At 56.2% G+C, this 24,962-nt stretch carries 21 protein-coding genes; 14 read left to right on the top strand and 7 right to left on the bottom strand.

What is annotated here, in order from left to right:
* Positions 1–14: 14 nt before the first annotated feature.
* The 3 genes from UB31_RS28360 to UB31_RS40765 are packed head-to-tail and all read left to right on the top strand — an operon-like array spanning position 15 to position 1,643.
* Positions 15–521 (top strand): (2Fe-2S)-binding protein, encoded by a 507-nt coding sequence (locus tag UB31_RS28360; protein ID WP_045013319.1) that lies wholly within the window; start codon positions 15–17, stop codon positions 519–521.
* 12 nt (positions 522–533) lie between these two features.
* Positions 534–1,328, top strand: coding sequence for an FAD binding domain-containing protein (locus tag UB31_RS28365; protein ID WP_045003332.1), 795 nt, complete (start codon positions 534–536; stop codon positions 1,326–1,328).
* On the top strand, positions 1,329–1,643 hold the full coding sequence (locus tag UB31_RS40765) for an SRPBCC family protein (RefSeq protein WP_082078655.1): 315 nt from the start codon (positions 1,329–1,331) through the stop codon (positions 1,641–1,643).
* Positions 1,644–1,933: 290 nt separating this feature from the next.
* On the opposite strand, the gene UB31_RS28375 is transcribed toward UB31_RS40765, so the two are convergent.
* Positions 1,934–2,899 carry an SDR family NAD(P)-dependent oxidoreductase gene (locus UB31_RS28375; RefSeq protein WP_045013256.1) on the bottom strand — a complete coding sequence of 322 codons (966 nt, stop codon included), beginning with the start codon at positions 2,897–2,899 and terminating at the stop codon, positions 1,934–1,936.
* A gap of 637 nt (positions 2,900–3,536) precedes the next feature.
* On the opposite strand from UB31_RS28375, the gene UB31_RS28380 reads away from it, so the two are divergent.
* Complete coding sequence (locus UB31_RS28380; protein WP_082078656.1) at positions 3,537–4,787, top strand: ABC transporter substrate-binding protein; 1,251 nt, start codon at positions 3,537–3,539, stop codon at positions 4,785–4,787.
* A gap of 258 nt (positions 4,788–5,045) precedes the next feature.
* Positions 5,046–6,248 (top strand): cytochrome P450, encoded by a 1,203-nt coding sequence (locus UB31_RS28385; protein ID WP_050044861.1) that lies wholly within the window; start codon positions 5,046–5,048, stop codon positions 6,246–6,248.
* A gap of 217 nt (positions 6,249–6,465) precedes the next feature.
* On the opposite strand, the gene UB31_RS28390 is transcribed toward UB31_RS28385, so the two are convergent.
* Positions 6,466–6,786, bottom strand: a complete 321-nt coding sequence (locus UB31_RS28390) for a 2Fe-2S iron-sulfur cluster-binding protein (protein WP_045013257.1) — start codon at positions 6,784–6,786, stop codon at positions 6,466–6,468.
* A gap of 35 nt (positions 6,787–6,821) precedes the next feature.
* Entirely contained in the window at positions 6,822–7,088 is a 267-nt protein-coding gene (locus UB31_RS43055; RefSeq protein WP_197090869.1) for an FAD-dependent oxidoreductase, read from the bottom strand.
* A 789-nt stretch (positions 7,089–7,877) separates the two neighbouring features.
* Between UB31_RS43055 and UB31_RS28400 the strand changes: the two genes are divergently transcribed.
* The 5 genes from UB31_RS28400 to UB31_RS28420 all read left to right on the top strand — a co-directional run bounded on the left by UB31_RS28400 (position 7,878) and on the right by UB31_RS28420 (position 14,281).
* Positions 7,878–8,765 carry an FAD binding domain-containing protein gene (locus tag UB31_RS28400; protein WP_045013259.1) on the top strand — a complete coding sequence of 296 codons (888 nt, stop codon included), beginning with the start codon at positions 7,878–7,880 and terminating at the stop codon, positions 8,763–8,765.
* Positions 8,762–9,235, top strand: coding sequence for a (2Fe-2S)-binding protein (locus tag UB31_RS28405; protein ID WP_045013260.1), 474 nt, complete (start codon positions 8,762–8,764; stop codon positions 9,233–9,235). The genes UB31_RS28400 and UB31_RS28405 overlap by 4 nt, the downstream gene beginning before the upstream one ends.
* Positions 9,232–11,664, top strand: a complete 2,433-nt coding sequence (locus tag UB31_RS28410; RefSeq protein WP_045013261.1) for a xanthine dehydrogenase family protein molybdopterin-binding subunit — start codon at positions 9,232–9,234, stop codon at positions 11,662–11,664. Before UB31_RS28405 ends, UB31_RS28410 begins: the two co-directional genes overlap by 4 nt.
* A gap of 318 nt (positions 11,665–11,982) precedes the next feature.
* Positions 11,983–13,254, top strand: a complete 1,272-nt coding sequence (locus UB31_RS28415) for a M24 family metallopeptidase (protein WP_045013262.1) — start codon at positions 11,983–11,985, stop codon at positions 13,252–13,254.
* Positions 13,255–13,531: 277 nt separating this feature from the next.
* Positions 13,532–14,281, top strand: a complete 750-nt coding sequence (locus UB31_RS28420; RefSeq protein WP_045013263.1) for an SDR family NAD(P)-dependent oxidoreductase — start codon at positions 13,532–13,534, stop codon at positions 14,279–14,281.
* Between the two features lie 222 nt (positions 14,282–14,503).
* Here UB31_RS28420 and UB31_RS28425 read toward each other — a convergent pair whose 3' ends face one another.
* Positions 14,504–15,493, bottom strand: a complete 990-nt coding sequence (locus UB31_RS28425; protein WP_197090870.1) for a Bug family tripartite tricarboxylate transporter substrate binding protein — start codon at positions 15,491–15,493, stop codon at positions 14,504–14,506.
* A 910-nt stretch (positions 15,494–16,403) separates the two neighbouring features.
* Between UB31_RS28425 and UB31_RS28430 the strand changes: the two genes are divergently transcribed.
* Positions 16,404–17,201, top strand: a complete 798-nt coding sequence (locus UB31_RS28430; RefSeq protein ID WP_050031651.1) for an IclR family transcriptional regulator — start codon at positions 16,404–16,406, stop codon at positions 17,199–17,201.
* A 25-nt stretch (positions 17,202–17,226) separates the two neighbouring features.
* Here the strand turns inward: UB31_RS28430 and UB31_RS28435 are convergent, their stop codons facing one another.
* From UB31_RS28435 to UB31_RS28445, 3 genes are all read right to left on the bottom strand, one after another.
* Positions 17,227–17,949 (bottom strand): enoyl-CoA hydratase/isomerase family protein, encoded by a 723-nt coding sequence (locus UB31_RS28435; RefSeq protein ID WP_045003313.1) that lies wholly within the window; start codon positions 17,947–17,949, stop codon positions 17,227–17,229.
* Between the two features lie 14 nt (positions 17,950–17,963).
* On the bottom strand, positions 17,964–20,321 hold the full coding sequence (locus UB31_RS28440; protein WP_045013264.1) for a xanthine dehydrogenase family protein molybdopterin-binding subunit: 2,358 nt from the start codon (positions 20,319–20,321) through the stop codon (positions 17,964–17,966).
* Between the two features lie 285 nt (positions 20,322–20,606).
* Complete coding sequence (locus tag UB31_RS28445; protein WP_045013265.1) at positions 20,607–21,323, bottom strand: alpha/beta fold hydrolase; 717 nt, start codon at positions 21,321–21,323, stop codon at positions 20,607–20,609.
* Positions 21,324–21,822: 499 nt separating this feature from the next.
* Between UB31_RS28445 and UB31_RS28450 the strand changes: the two genes are divergently transcribed.
* The 3 genes from UB31_RS28450 (at position 21,823) to UB31_RS28460 (ending at position 24,815) form a co-directional block, all read left to right on the top strand.
* Positions 21,823–22,995 carry a thiolase family protein gene (locus tag UB31_RS28450; protein ID WP_045013266.1) on the top strand — a complete coding sequence of 391 codons (1,173 nt, stop codon included), beginning with the start codon at positions 21,823–21,825 and terminating at the stop codon, positions 22,993–22,995.
* 10 nt (positions 22,996–23,005) lie between these two features.
* Positions 23,006–23,431 (top strand): Zn-ribbon domain-containing OB-fold protein, encoded by a 426-nt coding sequence (locus UB31_RS28455; protein ID WP_045013267.1) that lies wholly within the window; start codon positions 23,006–23,008, stop codon positions 23,429–23,431.
* A 115-nt stretch (positions 23,432–23,546) separates the two neighbouring features.
* Positions 23,547–24,815, top strand: a complete 1,269-nt coding sequence (locus UB31_RS28460; RefSeq protein ID WP_082078659.1) for an ABC transporter substrate-binding protein — start codon at positions 23,547–23,549, stop codon at positions 24,813–24,815.
* Positions 24,816–24,962: the final 147 nt, after the last annotated feature.

Consider the following 24,962-nt stretch of genomic DNA (forward strand, 5'->3'; position numbering starts at 1 on the left):
CGGGGACTATCATGATGGAAGCGATTCAACTGCGCGTTAACGGAGAGGTTCGTTCAGTCGACGTCGAAGGGCGAACTCTTCTGGTCGAGCTGCTCCGTGACAAGCTCGGACTGACCGGAACCCATGTGGGTTGCGACACCAGCCAATGTGGCGCGTGCGTGGTTCACGTCGACGGTGATTCCGTTAAATCCTGTACGATGCTTGCAAGGCAGGCGAACGGCCGTGCGGTCACGACCATCGAAGGATTGGCAGGTGACAGCGGCGAGCTCCATCCTCTGCAGGCGATGTTCAGGGAGCATCACGGTTTGCAATGCGGGTTTTGTACGCCGGGCATGATTATGAGTGGAGTCGACTTGATTCATAAAAGCTTCGGAGAGCTCAGCGAACGTGACGTCCGCCACGGTCTGGAGGGCAACATTTGTCGTTGCACAGGGTACCACAATATCGTCAAGGCCATTCTTGCTGCTGCCGCGATGATGGCGGGCGACCGAGAGATTTCTGCCAAATCGGCTGACGCATAGGCAGAATCTGCGATGTATGATTTCGAATTTCTGTCGCCGCATAGTGTTGCCGAAGCGGTTGCGATGTTGCGCGATCATGAGGAGAGCAAGCTTCTCGCCGGCGGACAGACGTTCATTCCTGTGCTTAAGCAGCGATTGAGCCGACCATCGCACGTGATCGATCTCTCAGGGGCTGGCCTCGCGGGCATTTCAGTCCTGTCCGATCGCGTCGTCATTGGTGCGATGACGACGCACGCGACTGTTGCCGCCCATGCCGTCATCGGCGAGCGAATTCCGGGAATCAGCAGACTCGCGTCCTGGATCGGCGACCGTCAGGTTCGCCATCGTGGCACGATTGGCGGATCGCTCGCGAACAACGATCCGACGGCATGCTATCCGTCCGCAGTGCTCGCGCTGAACGCAACAATAAAGACCGATCGCCGCACAATCAACGCCGACGACTTCTTCGATGGCCTCTTCACCACAGCGCTCGAGCCTGATGAAGTCATCGAAGCCGTCGAGTTTCCCATTCCTGAAAAATCAAACTATGCGAAATTTCGCCATCCGGCGTCGCGATACGCGATGGTCGGCGTGTTCGTCGCTAAGACCGGCTCAGGCGTACGCGTCGCCGTCACCGGCGCGAGCAGCAATGGTGTCTTCAGGCACCGGGCGATGGAGCTTGCCCTAAGCCGAGATTGGTCTGCCGATGCCGTGGCCGAAATTGAGACGCCTTCCGACGATCTGAATGACGACCACCATGGAAGCGCAGCCTACCGCGCCCACTTGGTGAACGTGATGACGCGGCGCGCGGTGGCAGGCGCCTTGTGAATAAATCGCAACAATCCACAAAAGCTATCGGAGAAAGCAACAGGGCGGGTAACCCTTTCAAATCTCAATCCTCGCATCAGCTACACGATCGAAGGTGAGGGAGCAGGCGGTGTAGCAGGGTTCGCAAAAGGAGGCGCTGATGTCAGTCTTGCTGAGATTGGTCAGGAGACGCTTCTTGCTTATACGGTGAGGGCGGATGTCGGCGGCAAGGTCGCACAACTCAGGGCGCGCCGCATCAATGCGACCGCAAAGAGTCTGGCGGGTCAATTCTTCGATCGATTCTCCGAACAGGTTGTAAAGACCTTGCCTCGCTGACGACTATAGGCCCCACGAATCCCGGAACTACTTCGTCAGCGCCGGATATGCCTCCGTCCAATTGTGAAACGCGCTCCAGTTCCATCTTTCGAGTGCGATACCCGTGGCCTGCGATCTCGTGAGATCGGAGCGTCTGGCAAAAAGCCCCTCGACCGTGCATCTCGACGTCTACAAGTGCGCTCCACGATATCGCACCCGGGCGACAAACCGCCTTCCGCTCGCGCCGAGATGCCCATAGGGACTCAGGAACTGCAGAACGTAGCATTTGGACTGCAAGGCGCCAGAATTCGTTATTTCGGGATGATCGCCCGCGTGGCGATCCAATTGTCGTAGAACTCCGGCGTATAGGCTTGCTCCGGCGCTCGACGAACGAGTTCGTCGATTATATTGGCGTGGTGGCCGACCAATATACGCCACCGATCCGACTTGACACCGTCGAGGATGATCTTTGCGGCCGCCGCGGCCGTGAGGGGAGCGTTATCTTGGAAAGCACGGTCTTGGTCGTCCATCATTCGTTGGATATCCTGATCCGACATGGCATCGTGATCCACCCCCGTGCGCGCTAATGTCAGACGCATTTTCGCGAGTTCGTCGGCACTGAGCTGGTCGCAATCTGCTCCGCTCAGTACCTTGCGCGTGTTAGCGTTCACAGCGGTCCCAACATGACCTGGCATGACCACGGCACATTTGACGTGAGGCGCATTTAATCGAAGATCATTGATCAGTGCCTCGGTAAAGCCCTTCACCGCGAACTTTGCGGCGCTGTAAGCAGTGTGAGGTTGGCTAGGGCGGATCGCTGCCCAAAAGCCACTGATGCTTGATGTGTTGATGATGCGTGCCTCGTCAGCTTTGATTAACAGCGGCAAGAAGGTACGCACGCCCAGATACACTCCACCCCAACAAATATTGAAGGTACGCTCCCACTCTTCGCGTGGGTCGGTCACAACACTGCCACCACCTCCGATGCCGGCGTTGTTAAACAGGAGGTGGATCTTGTCGGTCGAATGCTGCTCGATGAGCTGCTCGCGAAAGCGCTTGTAATGATCTTCGACCGACACGTCGGCGAAATGGGTGGTCACGCGAACTTGCGCCGGATTTTGCGCTTCACATCGGCGTTTCGTTTCGTCCATTGCTTCAGTCGAGACGTCACAAATCGCCACATTACAACCTTCCACGACGAGCTGGCGCGCCAACTCGCGGCCCATTCCTGAGCCGCCTCCGGTTATTACGGCTATCCTTCCGGCAAAATCTTTCATTGAGACTACTTCCTCCGTCTATGTCTCTCTTTAGAGAGCTCTCTGTTGTTCTGGCCGCTCAATCATCGTGGGATGAAGCAAGCTCTGATCTTCCTTGCACCGCGAAATTGTCCGTAGCCGAATGGAGGGAGTATTGCAGAACGTAAGGTAATGCACAATGCAGATAGCTTACTCGAATGTAATCGCTGCTTGGCCCCCACCGTTGTGACCGCAGAGCGCATTTCGGTTCCGCGAAAGACGGCGGCCGACTACGCTAACACCGGTTCGTCGCTCGCTACCCGAATACGAATGTTTCCGCCGCGGCAACTCGTGGTATCCGCTTCCAAAAAATGCTTGGCGATGCACGTGGCCGGTCAAACCAGTCTTTTCCAGGCGTCGACTTCGCGGCGCACAAGCGCCCCTCAGGCCTTCGGCGCTAGATCGCTTGCCCAGGCCTTGGAAGAATCTCCGAAATCGCATGTCAAATAAACTATTTGCATAGCGAACGGCCAATCGATACTATCCGGCAACGGCGGACGGTGCCGATAGGGTTCCTTTAGAAGCCCAGTGGACCGTGACGCTTGGTAGCCAGCGCTTTGAATGTTCGCAAACTCAATGCGATGAAAGCAGCGCTACTGAAGACGGGAGGAAGAATGCAATGCCGTATTCACCGGTAAAGTCTAGTTGCCTGTTGCCTAACCTCACAAGGACGGTGGCGACCGCCGCGTTGGTTGCCCTTTTCGGGGTTGGTACCGTTCGCGCAGAGCCAAAGTATGGGCCTGGCGCCAGTGACAAGGAAATCAAGCTTGGTCAGACCGCTCCTTACAGCGGGCCAGCTTCAATATTCAGTATTAACGCCAAAGTCGAGTTGGCCTACTTCAAGATGCTCAATGAGACGCAGGGGGGCATCAACGGTAGGAGGATCAACCTGATATCGCTTGACGATTCCTACTCTCCACCCAAGACTGTTGAACAGACCAGAAAGCTGGTCGAGGACGACGAGGTACTTGCGATCGTCGGCATGGTTGGCACACTGGCCAACGTCTCGGTTGCAAAATATCTGAACTCCAAGAAGGTGCCTCAGATTCTGGGAACGACAGGTACCGACAAGCTGAACGACCCTAAGGCGTATCCATGGACGACGACATTTCTTTCGAGTCAGGATGTCGAGGGGAGGATGTACGCACGCTATATTCTAGATCAAATGCCGAAGGCACGGATCGGCGTATTGTATCAGAATGACGACTACGGGAAGGGTTATTACAATCCATTCAAGAGCGAGTTCGGCGAACGAGCCGACCAGATGATCGTTAAGGCGGAGCCCTACGAGATCAGCTCGCCAACGGTCGACTCGTATATTGTGTCCTTGAAGGCCGCTGGAGCGGATCTAGTATATCTGGCGGTCACCCCCAAATTTGCTGCACAGGCGATCCGAAAGATCTACGAGCTTGCTTGGCATCCTACCGTGATCACTCTGACATCGACGGCGTCGATTTCATCCGTGTTTCAGCCTGCTGGCCTGGAGGCCTCTAAGGGAGTATTGACGGCTCTCTGGCGCAAAGACGTCGACGATCCGAAGTGGAGTGATGACCCCGACGTCGTTGAATACCGTGCGTTCATCAGGCAATGGGTGCCAGAGTTTTCGCTTAATGATTCGACGCAAGGCTATCAGACGGCGGTAATCATCGCTGAGGTGCTCAAGCGATGCGGCGACAACTTGACTAGGGAAAACCTCATGATGGAGGCGACGAACATCAAGGGCCTTCGTCTCCCGTTGAACTTAACTGGCGTTACGATCAATGTTTCGCCCGAGGATCGAATTCCCTGGCGCTCGGCTCATATGGCCAAATTCGACGGCACGGGCTGGCAGTTCGTCACTGATCTTATGACCATCCCGCCGCGTCCGTAGTCCTCCCGGGCTTTCTGATCAAGAAGGAGGGCTGGTCGCTTCTTGAGCGATAAGCCAGGTGACGATCAATGAACTCGACCCCCGCGGGGCGGTTACAAGATCTCGCGCGAGGGCGGGGCGGCCGGTCTCGCTAAGGGTGGCGCGACCGTGATGCCGTCGGAGACCTATTCGAGGCAACGTCGCGCCATTCCATGGTCGGGACGACTTCACTTAAAGGACTATGGTCACTTAGAAAAATACTTTGCTATTGGAGGAAACATGGTGGACGGCGCCAAGCACTCGAATTGTCTCATCAGTGACTTCGATCCGTTTTGCAGGAAGTCCATGATTGATCCCTACCCCGAGTATGGGCGATTGCGGACAATCGGTCCTATCGCCCGTCTCGAGAAGTATGGGGTGTGGGCAATATCTCGATTTTCCGATGTCAACGCAGTTCTGTCGAACTCCGCGGTGTTTAGTAGTGCCGGCGGCACGGGGCTTGCTAACTATTTCAAGCAAAAGCCCTGGCGAACGCCAAGTTTATTGCTCGAAACGGATCCACCTCTTCACACGAGAACACGGGCGGTGGTGGTTCGCACCATGACTCCGGTCGCTTTGCGGAAGCTACAAGACGGCTTTCGAAGAGAGGCGGAAACTTTGGTCGAAAAACTAATAGAGCGTGGCAAGTTTGACGCCGTAACGGACCTCGCAGAGGTCTTTCCGCTATCGGTATTCCCCCAGGCGCTCGGGATCGACAGCGATAACGATGAGATGTTACTCACATATGGCGCAATGGTGTTCGCCATTTTTGGTCCAGAAGACGACTACTCCCGCGAGGCGATGTCACACGCATCTACCGTACTTCCGTGGATCGAGTCGAAGTGCCGGCGAGATGCGTTGCGACCCGACGGCTTTGGCGCGCAGATCTACGAAGCAGCGGACGCCGGAGAGATCACGCCGGAGGAAGCTCCCCTCCTCGTTAGATCCTTTTTGTCGGCCGGCTTGGATACAACAATCAGTAGTATCGGCATGGCTATCAATTGCTTTGTCCGACATCCGGAACAATGGGCGGTCCTAACCGAAGATCCTTCGCTCGCGCGAAGTGCCTTCGACGAGGTGCTTCGATTTCAGACGCCAGGCCATGCACAGTTTAGGACGACAACTGACGAAACGGACTATGCAGGCGTTAGGATCGCAAAGCACGAGAAAGTCATGCTGCTGATGGCGTCTGCCAATCGCGATGAAGCGCGATGGGAAGAGCCGGACGCTTTCGACATTAGACGCAAGCCGGGGCATATTGCCTTCGGGACAGGGATTCACACTTGTGCTGGTCAAATGCTGGCAAGGATGGAGGGCGAAGCACTGCTGAAAGCTCTGGCGAGCCGGGTCAAATCGATCGAATTGGCGGGCGAGCCAGTGTGGCGACCGACCACTGCCTTGCGCGTCTTCTCATCTCTTCCAGTCTCGGTACAAGCAAAATGAAGCTACGCGATCGGAACGTTCCTGGCCGAAAGTCTCCAGCAAGTTTCTAAAGCAGTTCATGGCAACGCTGAATCGTCAGAAGGGACATGTGATGAGTCGACCTCCTTCCAACCATCTTTGTGTTTGTGCGGTTACGGCGTTAATTGCGGCGGGGTTTAAAGTCCTAGCTCTGGATACATAGCTATCCTCTGATTATGCGTAGCAGCTGTCGCTGCAGTCATTGTGCTGGAGCGACATAAATCGTCATCCCCTCCAAGCCCACATGTACCTTTACTTGGCAACTCAAGCGGCTGTTCGATTTCCTTGACGCCGCTACGCCTTCGAGTAAGGCACTCTCTTCTTCTGACATCAACGGAAGATCGGCCATACGCTCTGGCTCGATATAAACGTGGCAAGTGGCGCACATAGCGTTGCCTCCGCATTCGGCGACGATTCCATCAACCCCGCTCGCGAGTGCGCCCTGCATTAGCGATGTACCATCCGCGAGGTCAACCGTCTGAGTAGCGTTTCTTGGGTCGACGTAGATAATCTTAGTCATGACGCGTCCGCTCTCTTTCGCACAATGCTATATAGTTAGACGAGCACGATCGACGAGGAATTCAGCACCTGGCGTAAGACGCGCGCTTCATCGAGGGTGCGTATTTGAAAGACCCCAGGAGGGGGCTCTCCAGGCACGGAAAGAGATCGGCCTCGCGCACCAACGGCGAGTGTCAGATCGTCATTCCCATATTCCCTTAGCGAGTTTGCTACGATCATTCTCCGCGTTCGATCAATGCGTTTAAAAGACTTACCCAGGTTGAGTTCGATCGCCTGGTCCGAGTAAGAGGCTCGCCGACGCAACTCGATGGAAGGCGCCCCTCGATAAGATACGTCTTTGAAAGTAGCGCATGGGTGAAGTCGATCAATGCAAATAAGCTACTCGAATAGCAAACTGTCGATAACAATCTCCCCAATTGGCTGCCTTGTCCAGTACTTTTGGTCGGGAAGCAAAACAGGCTCGTATCGTCTTGCGTCAGGAGGGGTAATGTCGTCGTCGGTCAAGGTTCCCCTCTCGTCGCATTAGATTTTGACCGATGTGCACGACAATCTGCCGCCTCAATTTTAAAGCCTCGCGGTTTCGATCAATAAATCCGCTCATGCGATGCAAAGTGCGCGCAAGTTGACTTGCCATGAAATGTGGATAGATTATTCACAAAATAGAATGGGGGATGACGCCTTGTGTGGATGCCGCGACCGGGCAAAATATGAACTTCCAGATGCCGCGCGCGGTGCGCGATTGTCGCACCTCTGTTACCGGATCGACTAGAAGAGAGAGTGTCGAGCGGCAGGATTTTAGGGGCTTCCTTCCCGGTCCATCAAGAGCCGCAGCGCGCAGACATTCTTTGGCCTTGTGCGGTTCGAGCGTCGTCGCTCAAGGGATCGTTCCTTCGTAGCATTTGCTTCTTTCCCTGGACGCTGTGGTCATAGGCGACCGGCGCGATCCTCTTCTTCTCATCAATCGCTTGCCGGTCGGATGCTACGATGAATCGCCGCACGAAGATAAGCACCTCTCAATTTCGGACCTAGATGCATTGCAGATCAATCTACGCGGCAGGGCCTGAAGCGAGAACAGGCAAGGAGAGGAATTAAGTGTACCCATCCGAGATCGAGGGTTACGTGGCGCCTTGCACCGTTCAGGAGGCTACGGAGGCCTTTGCGAAGTGGGGTGAAGAAACCCACTACATTGCGGGCGGCCAAAGTCTAATGCAGGCCGTGAAATCGCGCATGATCCGCCCGAGGTGCTTGGTAGATTTGCAGAAGATCGTCTCGATCCGGGGGCTGCATGAGGACGGTTCCGGCCACCGTATCGGTGCGATGACCCGCTATTGCGACATCGCCAGTAGTCGTCGCCTGGGCGGAGCTTTTGCAGCCCTGGTCGATGCTGCAAGCCATGTCGGCGATCGTCAGGTTCGCCACCGCGGAACAATCGGCGGCAGTCTGTGCTGGAACTACATCTCCGCATGCATGCCGGTGAGTAACCTCGCAATCGGATCGCAAATGAGCTTGGTCTCACTATCCGGAGCAACTCGCGAACTCGGCGTCGACGCATTTCTCGGCGCGCCGATGGAAACCAGTCGTGATGAGGGTGAGATTCTGCTGTCGATCAAGCTGCCGCAGCCTGCTGGGCGCGCCGGCAGCGCCTACCGGAAATGGAGCCTCCTGACTGACGGGCTTCCCGTGATCGGGGTTGCTGCCTTCCTCGTACTCGACGAGACCGACCGCTGCGCGCTGGCTCGAATAGCGGTGACGGGCCTTGAAAGCGGGCCTACGAGAGTGCCCGCAGCGGAGCGTGCCTTGTTGGGCCTAGCAGGCTCGGATCGTGCGGAAATAGAGACGCTATTGAAAGACAGTGCAAGCTCGCTCCAAATCCACTCAGATGAAGCTGGCGACGCAGAGTACCGAAAGGTTTTGTTCCGTCAGCTGAGTCTCGAAGTGGTCACTATGGCTTTCGATCGCGCGCTCGGGAGTAAAAAATGAAAGCAGAAGTTTCGATCACGATAAACGGAATTGCATACAGTCGGACTATTCCAATCAGAATGCTGCTGGTTGACTTCATTCGATACGAAGCGGGGCTCACCGGCACGCATGTTGGATGTACGTTCGAAGGGGTCTGTGGCGCGTGTACGGTTCACCTCGATGGTGACGCGATCAAAGCGTGTCTCATGCTGGCGGTCCAAGCAGATGGCCGAAGCGTCACGACCGTGGAAGGTTTGGCCAAGGGGAATGAGCTGCACCCGCTGCAAGTTGCCTTCAACCAGCATCATGCTCTCCAGTGCGGATTCTGCACGAGCGGGATGTTGATGTCGAGCCTAGATCTTATCGAGAAGAACCCTGAACTGAGCGAGGAGACGGTCCGGCATGGGCTCGTGGGAAATATTTGCCGATGTGCGGGATACGCCAACATCGTGGATGCGATCTTGGACGTTGCGCAGGAGCGGGGATCATGAGCGGGAGCAATAATAAATTGAAAGATAAGCAGGCAGACGGCATCGGCGCTCGGCTTCCTCGCAAGGAAGACATTCCAATCCTTAGGGGCGAAGGGCACTATTTTTCGGACATTGCGGTCGAACGACAACTGCACGTGATGTTCCTTCGCTCGGTACACTCTCATGCGCGCATTTTGTCTATCGATACGTCGGCGGCAAGTCAGATGCCGGGAGTAGTTGCTGTGGTTACCGGCGCCATGCTCCAGGACGAAATCCTGGCTCTTCCGCAGGCAAGTACCTCGGCCGGACTTCCAGGGAGACTTCCGACATTCTGGCCGCTTGCCGTAGACAAGGTGAAGTTTCACGGAGAGCCCGTCGCGGCGGTTGTGGCGGAGACGCCCTATCTGGCCGAGGACGCGCTTGAAGGGATCACGGTCGAGTACGAACCTTTGCCATATGTAGGAGATATGGAGGCTGCCCTTGAGCCGTCATCACCACTTGTTCACGAGGATTGGAAAGATAACGAGATCTTTAGATCTAACTATCAGGCGCTCCGAACGGCGGATGAGCACGCGGCTCACATCAAAGAGGCTAGGCGCCGGATCGCTGAGGCACCGTTTGTAGTGAAGCAGCGGTTTAGGACGCATCGATGTGGCGTTACAGCTCTTGAACCGCGGGGAGCGCTGGCCGTCTGGGACAACAGAGACGGACTGACAATTTGGATGACGACGCAGCGGCCTCATGCGCAAAGAGCGTGTTTTGCCGACGTGCTTCAGTTACCCCTTTCTAAAGTTCGTGTCATTACTCCACGAAACCAGGGCGGCGGCTTTGGAATGAAGGCGTCAGTTTACCGTGAGCCACTGTTGGTTGCCCATCTTGCGAGATGCCTGCGGCGTCCTGTGCGATGGCTGGAGACTCGCGAAGAGAACTTGATGAGTGCCGGGCAGGAGCGTGATCAGATACACGACCTCGAACTGGCAGCGGACGCCGAGGGAAATCTCGTTGCTTTGGCTGACCGGATAGTAGCTGATGCCGGCGACGCTTGCTTGGGCGGTAGTTGGGCCTTTCCGATAGCGAACGTCGGGGGCTTGCGGCTGCCAAATGCCTACGAGATACCATTTTGCGACATCGAACTACGCGTAGCGGTAACCAACAAGGCGGCGTTATGCGGAGCCCGCGGTCTTGGGATCTATCCGGGAAGGTTCGCATTGGAGCGGGCTATCGACATGCTGTCATGGAAGATCGGTATGGAGCCGGCGGAGTTCCGACGAAAAAATTTCATTACAACGTTTCCGGCACGTTTATCGACCGGTCTTGGGTACAGTAACGGAGACTTCCTGAAGACGTTCGATAGGTTGATAGAAACCGTGGATATTGCCGCTTTCCGCGAGCGGCAGAAAGAAGCTTGGAGTCAGGGACGTTTTCTCGGGCTCGGCATCGCCGTGGGCGCAGAAGTCTCGGGTGTCGACAGTCTATCATATGTGTCGATGATGGGAACACCCAGCTATGCTTCGGTCGAAGTACGAGTAGATCCAGAAGGTCATGTTCAGATTTTCTACGGTGACGGCCCATCCGGTCAGGGTGAGGAGACCACGATTGCTCAGGTCGTCGCTGAAGAGCTAGGCATCGATTCAGAAAACGTGTCCATAATAGTGGGCGACACGCAAACATCCACCTTCGCTCCCGGAACAGTTGCTTCGCGCGGAGCCGCAATGGTGTTGCCTTCCGTTGCGATGGCCTGCCGGAGTTTGAAGAAGAAGATAGTGCGCGTCCTAGCCCACGATGTCGCGATCGCAGCCGACGAAGACGATTTTATCTTTGCGGACGGCTATGTGATGCATCGTGGAAACAGCAATATCAGGCTCAGTTTTGCTGAGCTTGCATTCCGCATCGTAATGAAACCGATCAATCTTCCGCCGGGTGATTCCGGAGGGTTGGATGAGCGAGCGACATTTGAGTCGACCAGAGGAAATATCTGCTTCGGTGCACATGCTGCTTTTCTGGAAGTCTGGCCGGAAACGGGGCGTGTAAAGATCGAGCGCTATGTTACGTCGGACGATGCCGGAGTGGTCGTCAACCCTCTGATTGTTGAGGGACAGATCCAAGGGGGGGTGGTTCAGGGTATTTCGAATTTCTTCTTCGAAGAGTATGTCTACGACAATCAGGGACAACAGATGACCTCAACGCTGGAAGCCTACAAGATTGCAACGGCTGCCGATGTTCCACGGATCGAGATGTACCACGATGCGGGGACGCCAAATCCAACCAATCCGCTCGGAACCCGGGGGATAGGCGAGGGTTGTATTGCGCCGGTGCCTGGTGCACTCGGCAACGCGATCAGCGACGCCCTGCGTCCTCTTGGTATCGAGATCACGGACCTGCCCGTCCGCCCGCCGACGCTATTCCGCCAGATCGATGCTTCACGCCAGCGCAAACAGCAAGCGTCGTGAACAAACCTGGTTGCCAACGCGATGGAGCGACCTGCAGGCCCTCATCCGCTGCGAGAACGTTCGAAGTGGAGTCTTGCAGACAGAAACCGTCTTGACAGAAAATGCAAATAAGCTATTCGTATGTAGAATAGCCTCAAAAGCTGTCCGAACCAAGCATTTGCGGGTCGCCTTTTCCGGGCCTGCCATCACTACGGGCTGCTAGCTGTGGCAAGTCGCTGGCCCGAGCAAGCTGCAAGCCATAACTCGTAGAGCCGCAGCAATCTTGCTGGGTTGAGAAGAGGGCTCCGAGCAAAGGAGCCCCAAAACAAGGAGAGAAACATGAATAAGCATGAGCCCAGTCTGCGTCCCTCGTATCCCGGCTATTCGCTGAAAGAGCGCGATCGCCGGTGGGCGTTGGCCCGAAGGCTCATGGATGAAGAGGGGTTGGATGGGCTTTTGGTCGCAGGGCAAGCGAACCGGGGGGCTCCGAACGTGGCTCCGGACGTGTACCTTTCCAACGATCGCGCCGGAGGCTGGTTAATCTTCCCGCGCAAGGGCGTTCCATCATTGCTGTCGTGGAACGGCATGCACATACTCTGCCATGCGGTCGAAACGAAACTTGGGCATGCTCCTTGGATTACGCCTGAAAACTTTTGGCCGACTAAAGATCCAAAAAATCTGAAGAAAGTCTTCGAGGCTGAGGGCCTGCAGTCGGCGCGGATCGGCATCATTGGCCTTGATGGAGGCGGACCGCGTCTAGAAAGCGCGATTTCCCAATCCGCCTGGGAAAATATTCAGGAGGCCTTGCCGAACGTCAAGTTCGTCAAGGTTTGGCATAAATTTGCTCGAATGATCGTAGAATTGGGCTCCGAGGAAATTGAGGTTCTCAAACAGTGTGCGGACGCTGGAGAGCGGATGTCTGAAGCGTTCGTTGACGCCGTTAAGGTGGGTGCGAACGAGACTGACGTTTATTCAGCCGTGATGGCCGCATGCGTTGACGCTGGAGCGAACTGCTCCGGCTTTATCATCCATAGCGGCCCGAATACCCCTGCGTGGGGATTCCCCGACTGGCTCGTGCGTCCGGTCCGGCCGCGAGCACTCCAGAAAGGCGACATCGTGCAATGCGAGTTGTTTCCAAGCTACGGAACCATGGAGACCCAGCAGCAAGTTTGCGTAGCCTTGGGAGACGTACATCCGGATCATCTGAAGGCTGCCGAAGTGGCGAGGCAGGCTTACGAGGTCGGGCTGAAGAAGCTCCGTGTCGGGGTTACCTTCGGTGAGGTTAGTGAGGCAATGGATGCTGTCGTCAAGGGGGTTGGTGGTTGGTTCGTCACGCCGCATATTCATTCACTGAACCCGATCGCAATTATGGCGGGTCTCTCCTCCTATGGAATGGACAAGTTCTCTGAAGCTGGCCGATATCCGCCGGTGGCTGAGAAACCCATGATTGGCGCTGATATCGTCATCAAGGCAGGAATGTCATTTGCGTTCGAACCGAATTGTCATCTCGGCGACCGGCGCATTAACATTGGTGGTACCGTTCTGGCCACCGACGCGGGACCGATCGAGCTCAATAAGGTTGCCAATCGCATGGTGATGAAGCCGGCCTAGAGACGGCCGGCCGCGCAAGGAAATGCTAAGCCGGATGATCTTGAGCAGGTGTTTCATTGCGACGCTTGCGACAGAGCGCATCGCAGAGAGTCACATCCGGCTTAGCCTGTCACTTTAGCTCACCGCAGAGCACATCTCAGTATTCGCTTAGGGATCGGCGGCTCCGCGTTCGTAACCTGACCAGATATCCAATTTGCGGTGAGGTTCGGCCCCCTTCGCGAGGCTGACGCGAGCACGCGCTCCAGCCTACCAGTTTGCTCAAGCTTCGGAGTGCAGGATGCAGTTGAACGGTGTCGCCGTTTTCGTCACCGGTGGGGGCTCCGGACTGGGGGCCGCTACCGCCCGTGCGATGGCCGCGAAGGGCGCGAAAATAACTGTCCTCGACCAAAGCAAGGGAAATGCGGAAAAAGTGGCGACCGAGTTGAGGGGGGTCGCGATCGAGGCAGACGTCACCAGTGAGGAGCAAGTGAAGGCTGGCTTGGCAGAGGCAGAAGCCGCGCATGGCGTTGCTCGTGTGCTGGTGAATTGCGCTGGCATCGGCGGTACGCAGCGACTGCTCGACAGGGACGGCATCATCTACCCGCTCGAGAAGTTCCTTCGCATTATCAGTGTCAACCTAGGCGGCACCTTCAACTGCGTGCGGCTATTCGCTCAACGCCTAGTGTCAGTCGAGGCTATTGGTGAGGAGCGTGGCGTTATCATCAATACCGCGAGCGTTGCCGCCTTCGAAGGTCGGGGCGATGGGATTCCCTATGCGGCTTCGAAAGCGGGGGTGGTCGGCCTTACGCTGCCGGCCGCGCGTGACCTCGCCGAGTACAAAATAAGGGTCAATACGATTGCGCCTGGCTCGTTCGAAACTCCTCTGTTGCTGGGTCTGCCGGAGGAGTACCGGAAGCGTATCGGTGAACTTGTGCCTCATCCGGCGCGGCTTGGGCATGCCTCGGAGTTCGCCGGACTCGCTGTTCACATTGTCGAGAATGGAATGTTAAACGGTGAAACCATCCGCCTCGACGGAGCCTATAGATGAGCATCTTGGTAAGCGGCATTAGAGCCGCTGTTGGGTAGAATACTTGACCGTCGAGTGCACGAAATCGTTGCCCAAGCAGACACCGCTAGTCTAGAGGTCGATCCCGCGCTTGCGATGTCAATGATCGCGCAAACAAGCCGATACGAGGCTCGAGGTAGTAGTTTTTCAGTTGTGTGTTGGTTCGCTTTCGCGAGACGCCCGTTCGAGAAACTTGGATGAGCCCTAGTTTTCAGAAATGTTGGCTTCTTCAATTATCGCCCGCCACTTGGCCCGTTCGGCTGCAACCGCCGCTTCCATTTGATTTGGCGTCATTCGTTCGATCTGAAGGCCCAATTCAGCATATTGATTGACGATATCCTGATCTTGCAGCCCTTCGTTTACTGACTGATTGAGCTTTTCCATAACCGCAGTTGAGGTATTTGGCGGCGCGAACAATCCAAACCAGGTAGTTAGGACGAGACCCTTGTAGCCAGTCTCTTCGAAAGTCGGGACATCCGGTAAAGAGGAAGAACGCTCCTTGGAGCCGATGGCCAAAATGCGCATTTTACCCTCTCGAACGAACGGCAACGTTGAAGACATGTTGTCGATAAAAAACTGCGCATCGCCCGAGAGCACGGCCAGCAGTGCCGGCGCCGCGCCGTTATAGGGAATATGAACAGGTCCAATTATGCCGGCAGCCTTCATGAGCAGGAGGGTAGCGACATGAGCGCCGATGCCATTCGAGGCGTAACTTATCCTTTCCGCATTGGCATTTACGTACGAGACAAACTCCTTCATGTTGCGGGCGGGAAAATCAGCCCGCACGGTCAATACAAGCGGGGCGACCGCCAACAGAGCGATTGAACGAAGCTTTTCGGGCTCATATGCGATGGACTTCTGAATGAACTGATTGACTATAATCGGAGTGGGGGGCGAACTTAGAAGAGTGTACCCGTCCGGCTGTGCTCGGTAGACAAAATTCGACCCAATTGATCCCGATGCCCCAGGCCGATTTTCGACGATCACGGCGCAGTTCAACCGCTGATGAATCTTTTCGCCGATTTTCCTTGTAACTAAATCGGCAGTACCGCCTGCCTGGTACGGTACCGTGATCGAAACATTGCGACGCGGATAACCTTCAGCATCTGACTGTGCCCGAGTTTGGCCCGAGAGTGATGCCGTTAGGAGCACAGTCGCTGCAATTGTTTGAGTGATGAATCGATTTGCACTCACTGCGTTCCTCCGGTTGTTGGTGCCTCTTCGGAAAATTGTACGTCATACCGTTCCGAGGCTACCTTGGTTGATTATTTGCTAAACAAATAGAGTATTTGAAAATATGGCAACGCCGGAATGAAGTCAATTTGGGTGCTTGCGGGCAATGCAGGCCGCGTTAGCCGTTAGGCAGCAGGTTACGTGCGACTGCAGTCGGGTACAAGGCAGCGCTGGTTGGATTGCCACTCGCTTGCGCTCGACGGCAGATCGCAAGGTATCATCGCGAACGTTCAACACCCGAGCGTGACGGCGACAGAGATCGTGCTCGGGGAATCGCCCGGCGACGGAGCGCATGACGCCGCAGAAGAATGATTGCAATGATTGCCTCGATAAGCGCTGGTCTTCGAGAGGGCCGTAAGGCCCATCGCGCTACCTTCGTGGGACGTGGATGATTATCTGCGCTCGGACGGGACCGTGACGCAGGTCTTAACGGCTTGGACGACGACCGTAATTTCTTTGGAAGTGCCCCAACCCGACGGGTTCCAATGTTTTCACCGCTGTCAGGCAGGCGAAGGCTCGACTCGACAAATGGAGCTGGCCGATATTGCAAATAAGATATTCGCAGTGAAAATAGAGCGGAACCCAGGGCGCATTTTGGTGCCGATCGCGTCCGCCACCAGGGAAGTATTTCTAAGCTCATTGTTGGGTTTGCCGTAGGAATACCGAAAGCGCATCGGTGATGCGAGAGGTTGCCCCCCACAGCGACCGGCGGTTCGGAGCTGCTCTGCCATCTCAAGAACTGACCGTGCGATATCATCGATCGGCGCGGAATTTGGGGCTGCGCCCTACGCCCGATATATGCAGGCTTGACTTATTCGCCCGTCGAATATCTTAGTTGGGTGTTCGTACTGTTCCGATTCTAGGTCTGCATATGACAAAAGCCGGCAAGAAGAGACTTCCGAAGGATAGACAGTTCATCGCGGCTCTCGCGAAGGGGTTAGAAGTCCTGCAATGCTTCAGCCCCTCGACCCCGGAACTGGGGGCAAGCGAGATAGCCCGCATGACGGGAATGCCGCAGCCGACAATTTGGCGGATTTGCTACACCCTTATCCAGCTTGGCTTTCTCGTTGTGCTCCCCGGCCGGCAGACGATGCGTCCCGGGATCCCGCTGCTTGGTCTTGGTCATGCAGTTCTGGCGGGGTTGCCGATAGGCGATCTCGCACTACCGGATATGCAATCGATCGCCAGCCGTTACGAAGGTGCCGTTTCGCTGGGAGCGCGCGACGGACTTAGCATGATCTACCTGCAGCGATGCCAAGGTTCGGCAATTATCCTGGCAGATCTGAGAGTGGGATCGCGTGTTCCGATGGCGACTTCCGCCACGGGCTGGGCCTATCTCGCCGGACTGGAGACTGCGGAGCGCAACAAGTTGATGGCGGAGCTGAGCGCGTCGCTGGGCAGACAGTGGTCTACGATCGAACCGAAACTTACGACCGCACTCCGCCAATTCGAGAAGCAGGGCTATATCGTCAACAAGGGATCGCTGCACGCGCGGATCAACAGCGTTGCGGTCCCGGTCAAATCATCTGACGGTTCCATCACCCTGTCTATCAGTTCGGGTGGCATCAGCGAGTTATTCAACTCGGAAATGTTGGCGGAAATCGGTTCGGAACTCAAGGTATTGGCCACTAAGCTCGGACCACTGCTGTCCTACCAGCCGACGACTTGATTGCTGTTGTGGCCTCACTCTGTCTCTAGCGATTCTGCGAAGACAGGACCGTGGCAATAATACTTGAGGCCAATGAGACTTGTGCGTCCGGCTCCAGTCTTGCCGCGTGACGGAGATACTCCTTGACCCCTTGCAATGCGGCGGCGGTATTTTTCAGCATGAGATCCACCAGTTCGTCGCTTGCCGTTCCAAGCGAATCCGACGGCACTACCTGACCCACAATTCCGATCTCGGCGGCCTGCCGCGCGGAAAGTCGTTGTCGGGAATAGACGAGGTGGCTGATTGCCTTGTAAGGGATCCGTCCGGCCAGCGCAGAAATCACCAGCGTCGGCGGAATACCGTGGTCCATTTCAGGGACGGCGAACACCGCGCTCTCGCTTGCGATCGTGAGATCGCACAGCGCCGCCAGGGCGCAGCCGACGCCGAGGGCCTCGCCTTGCACTACGCCGATGATGGGCGCGCGACACGCGCGGAAGGCCTGATAGAGACGAAGCGGCCCCTCGGCAATCGTCTGGCGAAACGCTAGCGCTGTCGCGGTGGCGCGATCGATGGGAGGAGATTTGCGGCCGCGGCAAAAATGATCGCCGTTTGCGCGCAGGCGCAAGAGCTTGATTTCGGAGCCGACATTTCTGAGCGTTTGCTCCAAGATCTGCGCCATGTCCTCGGTGACGATATTCCCGGTTTCTGGGCTATTCAACACGAGTTCGAGGACGGCGTCCTTCTGCTCGATCACGATTGAAGACGGCATCGGAATCTCCGGTTCTATGATATCTGGGCGGCGCGCGCCGATTGAATGGAGGCCCAAACCCTTGCCGGGGTTGCGGGCATTTCGATATGCTCAACGCCGGACGACTTCAAAGCGTCGATGAGCGCGTTCATGACCACCGCGGTGGCGGGGGTTATTCCGCCTTCGCCGCCACCCTTGATCCTCAGGCGATTGTCGGGGTGTGGAGTTGGATCTTCCACCAGAAAAACGTTGAAACTTGGGAGATTGTCGGCATGCGGCACGCCGTAGTCCATGAACGACGCCCCGAGCACCTGGCCGGTCGCTGCGTCGACTTCGATGCCCTCGTGTAGTGCTTGTCCGACGCCTTGTGCGATGCCACCGTGCACCTGACCGTCCACCACAAGAGGATTGATCGGCTGTCCGACGTCATCGACCGTTGTGTAGTTCTGAATCTCAATCACACCTGTCTCGGGATCCACCTCCAGCTCGCAAACAGCGCAGCCGGTAGGGTAGGCGGGAATGCGGACTTCGATGGTTTCAGTAACCGTGAAGGCGTTTCCCATCTGTGTGGGAAGGCTACCGTCTTCGAGATGCTTTGCGATATCGAAGATGCTCAGTTTTTTGTTGCAGCCAGTCCTGGTGAAATGACCTTTCTCGAACCTTATGTCTTCGGGTTTCACGTTGACCAGCAAGGCATAGACGTCTTTTCCTAATTCGATCAGCTTATGGCACGAGCGGTCGAGCAGTGCGCCCATCAATCTTGCTGAACGGTCCGAATGCGATCCGCCCCCTTCCGACACAAAGCGGGTATCGCCGGTGAGGAGGCGGACATGATGCACGTCTATGTCGAGCAAAGCTGCCGTTACCTGAGCGAAAGTTGTCTCGTGACCCTGGCCCGAAGACTGGGTGCCGCAGATAACTTCGACGATCCCCTCCGGCTTGACCGTCAGGACGACCCGCTCCCGTTGGGCTCCCACCGGCGATTCGATATAATTTGCTACACCAATGCCACGTAGCATACCTCGAGATGCGCTGTCGGTGTGGCGTTTATCGAAGCCATCCCAATCGGCGGCTTTCAAAGCTTGATTCATATTGCCGATCAGATCGCCACTGTCATAGGTAAGACCGGTCGCCGAGCGATATGGCATGCGCGATTTGGGAATAAGGTTGCGGCGGCGCATTTCGATGCGATCGATGCCTAGGCGTTCTGCCGCTACGTCGATCAAACGCTCCAACGCGAGATGGGCCTCGGGTCGTCCCGCGCCCCGATAAGGGCACGTTGACGTGGTGTTCGTCAGGATGCCCCGGGTTTCGACCAGGACACTTCCTATGTCATAACACGTCGGAACAATCCTCTGGCCGTTGCCGGCCGGTGCGAATGAAACTGGATAAGCACCGAGATTGAAGAATTGCTCGGATTTCATCGCCAGGATGCGACCATCTGCATTGAGGGCGATCGTCGCTCGCGTGGTTTGTCCACGGCCTTGATAATCGACCAGGAAAGCTTCGGTCCGATCGCTGGTCCAGCGCACCGGATGTTGGAGTTTTCGCGATGCCCAGGCAACTAACACCACTTCCAAATTAAGCGCCGTGCGAGGCCCAAATCCGCCGCCGACATCCGGCGATATGACGCGCATCTTGTTCGGAGGAACTCCAAGCGCCTGGGCAAGAGCACGCCGCTGCCTCATGACGCCTTGGCTTCCTGCGACGACCGTATATCCTTCATTTTCGTCAAAGGAGCTGAAGGCGGATCGCGGCTCCATCTGGCAGTTCACGATGCGTTGGTTTCGGAACGTGCGTTCCAGGACGAGATGCGCCTCGGCGAAAATGCGCTCGACGGCTGCCTTGTCGCCCATGGTCGCGGACAGCGCGAGATTTCGAGGCGCATCCGTCCAGAGTTGAGGCGCATCTGGCGCGTAGGCGTCGAGTTCGCGCACGATGGTGGGCAGTACATCGTAATCGACGTCCACCAGTTCTGCTGCATCGCGGGCTTGCGCCAGCGTATCGGCGACGACGAACGCGACCGCCTCGCCGACGAAGCGGACGCGATGCTCCGCGAGTGGTGGCTGCCCCCATTCGCGGATCACTGCATCTGGCGCTGCTGTAAACCAAGGTGCGGATGGATCGATGGCTCCGGGCGGATTGGAGGCATGATTAACTGGGGAATGCCCGTCAGCACGATAGTCTGCAGCCGTCAGAACCGCGCGAACACCAGGAGCATCCCGAGCCGCGTGCACAGATATCGTCTTAATCGCAGCATGTGCATGGGGCGATCTGACGACAAAGGAGCGTAACGCGCCCTTGGGCGCGAGGTCGTCCGTATAGCGCCCCTTGCCCTGGATAAGCCGGACGTCTTCCAGCCTCGGCAACCATCTATCGAGCTTGACTTCCATCAGTTCATCCCGTCGCAGCGTACATCCACCTCCTGGCCCGATCCCGCCGCCGTCAAACGCGGCTGAAAAATCCGACCAATTTGGTGGAATGTGGCCTTCAATTCTCAATTCGAATAATCTATCCGATTATACCTTGCCTACGAAGCGACTTTGTCAAGCGCGAATTAGTGCAGGACTTCGTTGTGGACGACGGGCAAACCATCATCATCGAGCGCGGCCGCGCGATGGTAGCCGATAGCGTCTTGGAGGCGGGAGAGCCAATCTCGGTCTTGACCGCAGTGTCCTCTACCGCGTTGCCGCCAGCAGCCGGCTGGTCTGGTCTGAAGCCGTCAGCATGCACAGGTGACCCGCATCCAGAACGTGCGTTTCCACCGCTGGGTCCTTCTTCATCTCCTCCAAAAAGAATGCAAATGGTGGGAAGTTGAAACCTTGACAACGGATGTACGTCGTAGGAATTGCTGGCTGCTGGTTCAGGCCAAGGAGGGGTTGGTAGAGCGTCCTCCAAGGCTGGTTGGTCAGACGTTCCTTGACGAACATCAGTATCGCGGCTGTCGCGGGCCCGAAGGCTTCAAGAGGCGGGGGAGGCACCGGCATATCCGCATTTTTCGCATTGTCTAGTTTTTCCCGCCTTGCGGGCTCAATAAAGTCGATGAGCGCCTTCGATTCGGTTGGGACGAAGGCGTCGAGGTAGATAACCGATCGGATCCGTGCAGGTATTCGCGAGCGGACACCTGTGATGACCATGCCGCCATAGCTCCACCCGACGAGATCGACGTTGGCAAGATCCTCCATTTCGATGTGGGCGATAACATCTTCGACGTGAGTGTCGAGACCGACCGTCCCGCTGCTGACGTGCCGTCGTTCGCCAAGGCCGCTGAGTGTAGGTGCCGAGACGGTGTGCCCCATCGCGCGCAGACTTCTGGCGACATCGCGCCACACCCAACCCCCATGCCACGCCCCGTGCACAAGCACGAAGGTTCTCGCCGAAAGATTTGCGGACAAAACTTATCTCCAGGTTGGAGGATGATTGAGGGGCGGCCCTTAGGAACCGCTCTGCCAACGATAGTGGCTCGCCAGCATGTCCGGTCTTCGTCGACCGACCGTTGCATGACGCAGGGCGGCGTCTGTCCGGCGGTCAAATTTCTCGGATCGCTCGCGGATTCCATTGTTTTGGCTGTAATCGCCACGACAGCGACCCCAACCGTACATTTGGTTACATCCACCGCGTCACCTCCCGTTTTTCTCAAAAACTCCCTTGAGTCGAAGCTTTTGTCGGGCTATTTGCATTGCAAATGCATCATTTGATTTTTATTGACTCCGCCGCGCGATGTCAATCTTATGAAGCCAACATCATGTGCCGCCGCTGCCGCTAGACGTAAAACGGCGTGATTGACACATAAGGCCGCTCGATGACCGCGGACAGCGGACGCGCATCGTCACCGGCTTGTGGATGTGCACCACCCCCGTCGAAGTGGGGCGGGAGGAAGCCAAAGGGATTGAAATGTACCAAAAGGATGCAGTCATTGTCGGCTACGCCGAAACCAAAATCGTCGACAAGAGCGATAGAGACATATGGGAACTGAGCGCTGAGATTCTCGAGAAGGTCATTATTCAGACCGGAATTGAGAAGGACGAAATCGATGGTCTGGTATTGTCGTCTTCGATGACGGCTGCCGGCAGCGTATTTTGGTCGCAAACCAACGCTGACATGCTTGGCCTCGACCTCAAATTCACCCAGACCGTCGACATCGGTGGATGCGCGCCGCTGGGATCTGTCGCGCGAGCCGTGATGGCGGTCAATGCCGGCCTGTGTACTAACGTCCTATGCCTGTTCTCCGATACGCAGGCGACCGAAGACAACAGGAGAGTGCGCGCTTTTCAGCAGGAATGGACCAACTCACTTGGTTACATGGGACCGCCGGCGGCGTTCGGCTTTATCACCAGGCGATACGAGCATCAGTTCGGCCTTGACTATGCAGCGCTTGGAAAGCTTGCCGTCGCGCAACGCAACCACGCCATTCTCAACGACATGGCGGTTGAGAAGCTGCGCAAGCCGATCACGGTTGATGACTACTTGAACTCCCGCATGATCGCAGACCCAATTCGGCTTCTCGATTGTGTCATGGTCTGCGACGGTGCCTCAGGGGTCCTGGTGACGAGCCGCAAGAATGCGGAACGCAAGGGATTCTCGAAAATCGTGGTGCCGATCGGCTACGGCGAGCGTACCAATTTTCGCGCAAGCGAAGCCATCATTGACATCACCGATACCGGCCATCGAGCAGCAGGTGAAGCGGCGCTCTCGCAGGCTGGCGTCAAGCTTTCGGATTTCGGCTCATTCCATCCCTATGATGACTTCATCATCGCGATTGTCATGCAGCTCGAAATGCTCGGGTTCTGCAAGCCCGGACAGGGATGCGACTACGTGAGGGAGAGAAGCTTCTCCTTCGACGGCGATCTTCCGCTCAATACCGGCGGCGGCCAGATATCCGCCGGCCAGTGCGGCCTTGCGGGTGGCGGAACCAACCTCGTCGAAGCCGTGCGACAGATGTTTGGTGAAGCGGGCAGCCGGCAAGTGTCGGATACGAAAACCGCGCTCGTGACGGGAATTGGCGGTATTCCATATGGGCGCAACTGGGCAACCAGCGCTGTCATGGCGCTGACCGCGAACGGGTAGGGGATAAACCATGACACAATTAAACAATACGACCGAAGTCGTTCGCGATCCTCCCGCGCCGCGCAGCTTCTCGAAAGCATTTTGGGATGCGACCCGCGAGAAGCGCCTGCTGCTTCAGTACGATCCTCGCAACAAGAAATATCAATTCATCCCGCGCCCGACCAGCATCTATGACGGACGACGTCAGCTGGAATGGCGCGAGGCGTCAGGGCGAGGTGAGATTTTCTCATTCCTGATTGCCTCGCATGCCAATCCTCCCTTCCGCGGTCACACTCCATTTGCGATCGCGTTGGTTACACTCGAAGAAGGGGTGAACATCATGGCCAATATCGTGAATTGCGAGCTCGATAAAGTCAGGATCGGACTGCCGGTAAAACTGTCGTGGCTGGCGCTTGCTAACGGCGCGAATCTGCCGACGTTCGAGCCTCTGGATTAGGGAATCGGCTGTCAACTCGACCTGATCGTCGAGCCGCAATCTGGCAACAAATCCGCCGATCACAGCAAGTGATCGCAATTCGCTTTCAAAACGAAAATTGCCTTGGAAGGAAATCATGGCGTCAATCAGTGAGAGAGCGTGCTCTTTATGCGGATGGAGACGCCTGCCATACGCGGGCGCTATCGCGCTCATTGTGGGCGTGAGTATTGCGGCAACGCCGCTCGCTCAGGCGGAATCGAAGTATGGTCCCGGTGTAACCGACAAGGAAATTAAGCTTGGCCAGACCGCGCCTTATAGCGGGCCGGCGTCAGCATTTAGCACGACGGCCCGCGTCGAAAACGATTACCTTAAAATGATAAACGAGGCTGGAGGAATCAACGGTCGAAAGATCAATATGATTTCGCTGGATGATGGATACAGTCCGCCGAAGACGATCGAACAGACACGAAAATTGGTTGAAGGCGAGGAAGTCCTTGCAATTGTCGGTACGGTCGGAACCCTCGCGAATGTCACGGTAGCCAAGTATCTCAATTCCAAAAAGGTGCCGCATCTGTTCGGTACAAGCGGTTCAGCAAAGCTGAATGATCCAGTCCACTATCCATGGACCGTACCATTCTTTGCTTCCCAGGATGTCGAAGGAAGGACGTACGCCCGTTATATCTTGCAGACCAAGCCGGACGCAAAAATAGCGATCCTTTATCAGAATGACGACTACGGCAGAGGATACCTGGATGCATTCAAGGCGGAGCTAGGCGACAAAGCATCGAAAATGATCGTCAAGGAAGAACCTTACGATGTGACATTTCCAACAATCGACTCTCAAATTGTTTCATTGAAGGCGTCTGGAGCGGATGTTTTTTTTCACGCGACGACACCCAAATTCGCTGCTCAAGCGATCCGAAAGACCAGTGAAATTGGTTGGAAGCCGCTGCAAATCATTCCGACGGCAGTGGCTCAGATTTCAAACGTCCTGCAACCCGCAGGCTTAGAGGCTTCAGCGGGAGTTTTGACGGCGGTTTGGCGAAAGGAGCCAAGCGATCCGAGGTGGGCGGACGATCCTGAAATAGCGGATTATCGCGCGTTCATGAAACAGTGGGCTCCTGGCGAACCCGTAGAGGACGGGTTTTCAATGAATGGTTACGTGACAGGAAAAATGATCACCGAGCTTTTGAAAAGCTGCGGTGATGATCTATCACGTGAAAATCTGATGAAGCAGGCGACCACCGTGAAGGATCTACACCTGCCGCTCTTCCTCGCCGGGATCAATCTTAATATTTCGAAGGACGATCGAGTGGCATGGCGGTCGTCGCGCATCGCGAAATTCGATGGCAAGGGATGGGAATTTATAAGCGACCTCCTGACTATCCCGGCGGCGGCGCAATGATGCCGTGGCATCCCTAATTGCCTTCGACGAGACAGGATTCTCCCAGAATGGAGCGCTTCGTGCGAAGCGCTCCATTTTTTTGGCCGAGCGGCTTAAGCTACACCGCACAGTGATCGCTCAACGGCGTTTGTTTCCCAAAGCGCTCTA

The sequence above is a fragment of the Bradyrhizobium sp. LTSP849 genome, from assembly GCF_000938255.1.
Classification (GTDB): domain Bacteria; phylum Pseudomonadota; class Alphaproteobacteria; order Rhizobiales; family Xanthobacteraceae; genus Bradyrhizobium.